Annotated in this window: 5 protein-coding genes and 2 pseudogenes; all 7 read right to left on the reverse strand. The window is 68.6% G+C overall.

What is annotated here, in order from left to right; translation table 11 throughout:
* Nucleotides 1-218, reverse strand: a pseudogene (locus tag IMZ29_RS21800) (DUF3613 domain-containing protein); the annotation flags it as partial.
* 16 nt (nt 219-234) lie between these two features.
* The gene (locus IMZ29_RS21805) at nt 235-1,230 is read right to left on the reverse strand and encodes a tetratricopeptide repeat protein (RefSeq protein WP_216188289.1); all 996 of its coding nucleotides are present in this window, start codon (nt 1,228-1,230) and stop codon (nt 235-237) included.
* 28 nt (nt 1,231-1,258) lie between these two features.
* A complete protein-coding gene (locus IMZ29_RS21810) occupies nt 1,259-2,263 on the reverse strand; it encodes a type II secretion system F family protein (protein WP_216188291.1) in 1,005 nt (334 codons plus the stop codon).
* 11 nt (nt 2,264-2,274) lie between these two features.
* Nucleotides 2,275-3,204, reverse strand: coding sequence for a type II secretion system F family protein (locus IMZ29_RS21815; RefSeq protein WP_216188293.1), 930 nt, complete (start codon nt 3,202-3,204; stop codon nt 2,275-2,277).
* Nucleotides 3,205-3,206: 2 nt separating this feature from the next.
* A complete protein-coding gene (locus tag IMZ29_RS21820) occupies nt 3,207-4,568 on the reverse strand; it encodes a TadA family conjugal transfer-associated ATPase (RefSeq protein ID WP_216188295.1) in 1,362 nt (453 codons plus the stop codon).
* A 17-nt stretch (nt 4,569-4,585) separates the two neighbouring features.
* The gene (locus IMZ29_RS21825; RefSeq protein WP_253207373.1) at nt 4,586-5,854 is read right to left on the reverse strand and encodes a P-loop NTPase family protein; all 1,269 of its coding nucleotides are present in this window, start codon (nt 5,852-5,854) and stop codon (nt 4,586-4,588) included.
* Between the two features lie 10 nt (nt 5,855-5,864).
* Nucleotides 5,865-7,219 (reverse strand): annotated as a pseudogene (locus tag IMZ29_RS21830) (type II and III secretion system protein family protein).
* Nucleotides 7,220-7,316 lie beyond the last annotated feature (97 nt).

A 7,316-nucleotide genomic window follows, 5' to 3' on the forward strand; every position in this document is an offset into this window, starting at 1 on the left:
GGGGCGTTGGTCGAGCCCGCAGGCGACACGGGCAACGCTTGGGCGCCCCCTGGCACGGCCGGCACCTGCCGTACGAGCGGACGCTCTGGCGCGGGGTTCACGGGCGCAGCAGCAGGCGCCGCCGAGGCGGCACCGCCCGTGAGCGGCGGATTGAGCTGGGCCATGGCAGCGGGCAGCCAGAGCAGCGCGGCCACGAGGCAGGAAAGGCGATAAGTCACGGACATGGCGTTCCTGTCATTGCACGGTGGAGCCGCCCGCGGCGATGCGGTCGAGCAAAGTGGGCAGCGGCGCCGCATACAGATCGAGCGTTGGAGAGGCTGCGGATACTGGCGCAATGCCCGACGGCACGGCCTCTGCGCTCGCCCCAGGCGGCGCAGGCGCGGTGGCCACCGCGCCGAGGGCACGCACGACCGGGCGCTCGGTTTCGGCGCTCGGCGCTGGCTGCCCTCTCGAGGGCGATACTGGCACGACGGCATCCGGCGGGCGCGCAGGCGATGCTGCGGCGATAGCCTGCGCTGGGGCAATCGCCGTTGCGGTGTTCGTTGTCGTCATCGGCAACGCCGCGAGCTGCGCGGCCTGTCGACGCACGGCTTCACGGGCTGCGTCGGTGATCCCTGCGCGAGCCATGACCGCTTCAGCGCCGTCGACATTGCCTTCGGCCGCCATCAACACCGCCAGGTTGGCCACGGCCTTGAGGTTGTCCGGTGCGAGTTCGGCCGCCTGCGCGAGCGGCACGCGAGCACCCTGACGATCCCCGGCGCGCAGGCGGGCATAGCCAAGGTCACCCAGGATATCCACGTTCGTCGGCGCCAAGGCGGCCGCGCGTGCCAGTGCGGCCGTCGCACGCGGCAAGTCATTGCCGGCCGCGGCGAGCAGGCCGAGGCCATGCCAGGCAGCGGCAGCCTCGGGACCCTCCAGCAGCGCCTGATAGGCCGATTCGCTCGCCTGCCGCTGCCCCGTCGCGCGCAAGGCATCGGCGCGCAGCAACGCGGTCTGGGCGTTGTCGCCAAAGCGATTCTGGTACGCGTCCAGATGCGCGAGGGCGGCGAAGTGCCGTCCTTCGGACTGCAGTCGGCGGATGGTCGAGAGATAGACCACGTCCTCGGCCGCCACCGCCTCGGTGCGCTGCCGGGCATCGTGATCCTGGGCGGCACGCTGCAGTTGCTGCTGCTCGCGCATCAGCTGAAAGGCCGTCTCCGGCGTCGAGCATCCTGCCAGGAATGCTGCCAAGGCCACACCACTCCACCACGGTCTCATCTCATCCTCCCACCACGACACGGGCCAGCCCGCGGAACAACGCCAAAAACCCTGCCCCGGCCGTGACGATCAACAACGCAGGGAGCAGCGTGAGCACCATCACGCCGGTCATCTTGACCGTGAGCCGCCCCACCCGCTCCTTGAACTCCATGCGACGCTGCTCGCGCAGACGCTCACTGAACTGCCGCAACGGCTCCTGGACCGCGCCGCCGTGCTCATCCACCTGCACGATGAGCCGCGCGATCGCCGCCAGATCGTCGTTGTCGAAACCCTTGGCCATGCGCCGCAGCGACTGGCCGCGCTCCACGCCTCGGGCGTGGCGCTCCACAGCCACCGACAACTCGAAGCCCAGGACGGGCAGCACGCTGCGAAAGTCCGTCACGATGACGTGCAGCGACTGGTCCACCGACAGGCCCACGCCCTGCAGCAACCGCAGCAGATCCACGAGCAGCGGCAACTCTTCCTTCACGGCCTTGCGGCGGCCAGCCACACGGCGCTGGATGAGCCACTTGGGGAGCATCCAGCCGAAGCCGAATCCGAAGAACGCCACCAGCAGCACGGGCATCAAGCCCTCGCCCACGCGCAGCCAGAGCCCCCAGATCAGCCAGCCCAGAACCGGCAGGAGCACGGGCAGCGCGACCCGCACGCTGGCATACAGCGCCCGCGCCCGCGCGAGATCCCGAAATCCGCAGACGTCGATCAGGCGCTTCTCGTCGTCAGGCAGGATGGATTCGCCCCAGCGCGCGAGCACCCAGCCACCGAACTGCACTGCCTGATCGAGCCAACGCCCCAGCAGATCCGTCGGACGTGCCCGCGGTGGTGCGCCGCTGGCCACGGACTCGCGCCGCGCGAGTGCGGACTCGACCGTCTGGCGCGCCCGGCTCTGCCGATGCAGGCGCAGGCCGACGGCCACAGCCATGATGAGCACGGCTGCGGCCACGCAACCGAGCGCGAGCGCCTGGAGCATGGCGGGCTGCAGCAAGACGGCGAACGAGGTATCAGCCATGGCGTCGCCCCTCAGATGGCCCGCGCCATGCGGTAGAGCCAGATCGTGCCCAGCACCTGCAGCACCACCGCGCCGGCGAGCATGAGGCGCCCCGTGCCGTCGTGCCACATCGTCATGAACAAGGCGTTGTTGAACACGATGATGAAGAAGGCCACACCTACCGGCAGCAGCGCCAGGATCCACGCCGACAGCCGGATCTCGGCCGACATCGCCGTGAGCTCCTGCCGGGCCTGGCGCAGATCGCGCATGAAGACCGCCATGCGTTCGAGCACCTGATCGCTGCGCCCGCCAAAGCGCAGCGCCAGACTCGTGATGGCGGCGAGCAGCTCGAATTCGCGCAGCCGATACAGCGCAGCCACCGCATGCAAGGCCTCGTCGAGCTCCACACCCGACCGATTGAGATTCGCCGCGCGCGTCATGGCTTCGGACAAGGGAGCGTCCAGGGTTTGCGACGCCGTCTGGAACGCCGCGCCGAGGCTGTTGCCGATAGTGATCAGCCGGACGATAGCGTCGATGAAACCCGGCAACTGATCCACCATGCGCGCCTGCCGGCGGCCTGCCAGTACCATGAGGTAGCCAAGCAGACCGGCGGCCGCCAAGAGCACGCCGAGCACCAGTCCTGCCCAACTCAGCGCCACACCGCCCAAGGCAGCAGCCAGCACGAGGACTAGCGCGAGGCGCAGATGCCAGCGCGCATCTGGCAGTTTGCCCGCGCGCAGCAATAGCGCCGTCCAGACTTGCGGCCCGAGCCTAGAGGCAGGCCGCTGTGCAGACCCTGCAGCCGCGACGGCGGGTGCGGCCGGATCGAGCCGGGACAGTTGCTGATCGATGAAACGCTCGGCGAGCAGACGCTGATCCCGCTCGCGCGCGGTGCGCCACAGCAGCAGCGACATCGCCAGCAGCAGCAGGGAAAGGCTGCCTAATCCGAGCGCGAGCACCATCGTCAGCGCCCCCGGCCCCAGAAGCCGCCGTTGCGGGGCGCCGCCTCGGCACTTGCTCGTGCAGCCCCCGGGCGCAGCACGTCACGTTGTCGTGCGAGCTTGGGCGTATGTGGCAGGATGCCCAGCGACACCCAACGATCGGCGTCGGTGCCGTCGGCCTGAGGCGCCAGCTCGTGGCGATAGAGTTCCTGGGTCGAGATGACGTTGTCGCCCATGCCAGTGACTTCCGTGATCGACAGCACCCGGCGCTTGCCATCGGGCAGGCGCCCGATCTGGATGATGAAGTCGATGGCGCTCGCAATCTGGCGGCGAAGGCTGTCCTCGCTCCCTTGGAACCCTGCGAAGCCGGCCAGCATCTCGATGCGGTACAAGCACTCGCGTGGGGAGTTGGCGTGGATGGTGGCCATCGAGCCTTCGTGGCCAGTGTTCATGGCCTGCAGCATGTCCATCACCTCAGCGCCCCGCACTTCCCCCACCACCACCCGGTCTGGGCGCATGCGCAGACTGTTGCGGATCAGGTCGCGGATGGTGACCAGCCCGCCGCCGTCGAACCCGCCCTGGCGCGACTCCAGCCGCACCACGTGCGGATGGTTCAGCGAAAGTTCCGCCGTGTCCTCCACCGTGACCACGCGTTCAGTTTCCGGCAGGAAGAAGGCCAGCGCGTTGAGGAGCGATGTCTTGCCCGAGCTCGTGCCGCCAGACACAAGGATGTTGCAGCGCTGGCGCACGGCGAGCTCGAGCAGCTGGTGGATTTCGTCGTTGAAGGTGCCCAGGGCGAGCAGATCCGACGGCTTCAAGGGATCCTGGCGAAACTTGCGGATCGAGACCATCGGGCCGTCTACCGCGAGCGGCGGGATGATGACATTCAAGCGGCCGCCATCGGGCAGTCGCGCGTCCACCATTGGCGTGGATTCGTCCAGCCTACGCCCCAAGGGGGCGAGGATGCGGCGCACGATGCGCAGCACGTGCTGGTTGTCGGAGAAATGCAGCGGCTCGCGGGCAAGTACCCCTTTGCGCGAGACGAACACCCGGTCATGGCCGTTGATGAGCACGTCTTCGACCGCTGGGTCCGACAGCAAGTCCTCCAGCGGACCGAGCCCTGCCAGCTCCTTCGTCAACGCCTCGGCCATCTGGCGCAGTTCGGTCTCGTTGAGCGCCATGCGCCGCATGCGGGCGAAGCTGTCCACCTCGATGTCCACGAACTGCTGGATGGCACCGCGAGACCAACGCCCGAACTCCGCGCCAAGTTCTTCGATGCGCCCAAGCAGATGCTCGTACGCCGCGGACTTCACTTCCTGAAAGCGCGGTGAGGCGGAGAACCCGGCTCCCGCCTGGTCGTCGGCAAACTTCACGCCAGATCCCATGGGCATATCGCAATGTCCTATGAATGCCGGCGGGGGCCTGCCCCGCTCTTGTCCAGCAGCCGATGCAGCCAGTTGCCGCGTCCGCCTGCCCCCTCTGCACGCAGGCCGTCGCGCAGGATCGTCTGCACCGCGCGCACGTAGGGATCGGCGTCCGCCTGAACATGCAGCAGCCGCCCCTGATTTGCGCTCGACATGAGCTGCCGCGTGCGATCTGGTATCTCGCCCAGCAGCTTCATGCCGAACCGCTGGGCGATCTGTTCGCCGGACATGCCGTACGCGGGGTCGTAGCGGTTCACGATGAGGCGCAGCCGGCTGCGGCGCAAGCCTCGCGCCTCCAGATCCCGCAAGGTCTGCGCAAGCGACACCAGCGCGCCGACGCTCTGGTCCGTGAAAAGCCAGGCCTCGTCGGCCTGTGCCGCCAGGCGCGCGCTGAAGTCCGCATTGGGGAATCCACCCAAGTCTGTCACGACGGTACCGAAGTGCCGTGTCAGCGTGCTCACGAGCGCCAGGGCATCGCCATGCGAGACTGCCTGCATGGCGTCCAGGTCGGTCGGCAACGGCACCACCGTCACGCCACCCGCACTGGTGGCAAACGCCGTGCGCACCAGGGTCTTGTCCAATCGTGGCAAGGCTTGGACCGCCTGCGCGAAATCGAACTCGCCGGTACCCGTGGCCAGGTAGAGCTGCGCATCGCCTACCGGGCAGCCCAGATCCAGCAAGGCCACTCGGTGCTCGCGGCCGCCCGATTTGGCCGCCCGGCCGGCCAGATCGCACAGGTGTGCGCAGAACGTCGATGCCCCCACGCCCGCGCGCACACCCAGCACAGCCACACTGCGTGCAGCGGCTTCCAGACCCGAAGTGCCGCCGCACAGGCGCAGCACCACTTCCTGCACCTCGGCCGGCGCCCCGAAGGGATCAACGTAGTCGCTCACGCCCGCGCGCAGCGCCGCCAGCGGGCCCTCAGGCCGATGCTGGGCGCCCAGCGCCACGCGTGGCACCGAGGGCGACAGGCGCGCCAACGCCGCGGCGCGCGCCGCCGCGCCCGCGAGCTTGGCAGGGTCTGCCGGATCGGGGTTGAAGTCCAGGAATACCAGGTGAGGCTGCACGTCGGCGAGCGTGTCGGCCAGGCGGGCTGGATCGGCCTCCTGGGCCAGTGAGCCGGCACGGCCGAGCGCAAGCGCCAACGCGGCGGCCAGCGTCCGATCCGCGGAATACAAAAGAAAGCGCCGGTCCTGCCTGTCGTCCTGTCCGCTGTGCGGCATCCATCCCTCGACACTGGTGTTCATGTGGGTTTCCTCACCGCGAGAAGCCTGGCATGTCGTCGCCACTCGCGCCGCCCAGGAGGTAGTACCCCCAGGCCGTCGTCGCCGTGTCCCGACGCTCCTCGCGCTCACCGGGCATCGGCAAGGTCACCCGCGCGCGATGGGCCGAACGAGCCGCGGCGTGACCACGATGACGAGTTCCATTTCTTCCTGGCTATAGCGCACGTTGCGAAAGAACGCGCCGAGCACCGGCAGATCGCCGAGGAAGGGAATTTTGTTCACTGACGCGATGGTGTTGCGCGAGACGAGCCCGCCGATCACGAAGCTCTCTCCGTCGCCAAGCTCCACCGTGGTATCTGCGCGTCGCGTGCGCAAGGCAGGCAGCGTCGTGGTAGTGTTGCCGCTCGTGACGGGCACGCCGTTGGCCCAATCCAGCTCGCTCGCCTCGGGAGCTACCTTGAGCGCGATACGGTCGGCGGCCAGCACGGTGGGCGTCACAGTCAGGCCGATCCCGAAGGGCTTGTACTCGACGGATTGCGTCCCCAGGCCGCCTGCCGTGGGCACGGGGATCTCGCCGCCAGCCAGAAAGCTCGCACTTTGTCCCGACAAAGCCAACAAGGTGGGCTCGGCCAGCACGCGGGCAAGGCCATTGCCCTGCAGCAGGCTGAGCGTGGCATCCAGATTGAACGCGCCGCGCACCAGCCCGACGGCGGCATCCCAGCCGTTCGTGACCGTACTGCCACCCGCTAGGCCAAAGGAGAAGCCACCCCGGGTGTTGCTGGCGCCGATCTGAAAACCGGCCTCCTTCATCACGCTGCGGTTAACCTCGACGACTTTCACCTCCACCTGCACGGTGCCAGTCGGGCCTACCGTCGTGCCATCCAGCAGCTTGTCCGCGCCGACGGCATCCTCAGCGGCGGCACGCGCGGCCCGGTGCGCGAGCAGCGAGGGCGCTTGCCCGGTCATCACCCCGGCATCACCCCGCAGCGCGACATTCACGCCGTCGATCGGCGGCAAGGCAGACTGCATGCCACCTTGCACCGTGACGGTGGTGATGCGCGGATCGCGCTCGCCACGCAGCCAGACCTGCAACCGGGTTGCACCGGGCTTCTTGCCCACGACCATCACCGCGGCAGGACGGCCGCCGCCCGCACGCAGGATCTGCACGTCTGCCACGGAGGGATCGGCCACCAGCACCCGCACGGGCTGGCTCGGCAGATCCAGCGCATGCTGATCGTTCACATCCAGCAGCAAGGCATCCGCGGATTGCGCGTAGGCAGGCTGCGATGCGACACCGGCCAGCGTAGCGGCCAACACAAGTGCCGACCCGATCAGCCGAGCGCGAACCGCGCATGATGCGAACGCCCGGTGGCGTACCGATAAACGCATGCTCAAAACGCCTCCTGCTGCGTCGAGGAACCTCGGATGACTTCGATCGTGCCGGCGCTGGCGCGCGGTGCGGCAGCGCGCGGCGGCGGCGCGGGCG

This window comes from Verticiella alkaliphila (genome assembly GCF_018904615.1).
GTDB classification, from domain to species: domain Bacteria; phylum Pseudomonadota; class Gammaproteobacteria; order Burkholderiales; family Burkholderiaceae_B; genus Verticiella; species Verticiella alkaliphila.

Bases quoted from the DNA above. Each gene is read 5' to 3' on its own strand.
- IMZ29_RS21810 (WP_216188291.1), bottom strand. From the start codon at position 2,263: ATGGCTGATACCTCGTTCGCCGTCTTGCTGCAGCCCGCCATGCTCCAG.
- IMZ29_RS21815 (WP_216188293.1), bottom strand. From the start codon at position 3,204: ATGGTGCTCGCGCTCGGATTAGGCAGCCTTTCCCTGCTGCTGCTGGCG.
- IMZ29_RS21820 (WP_216188295.1), bottom strand. From the start codon at position 4,568: ATGGGATCTGGCGTGAAGTTTGCCGACGACCAGGCGGGAGCCGGGTTC.
- IMZ29_RS21825 (WP_253207373.1), bottom strand. From the start codon at position 5,854: ATGAACACCAGTGTCGAGGGATGGATGCCGCACAGCGGACAGGACGAC.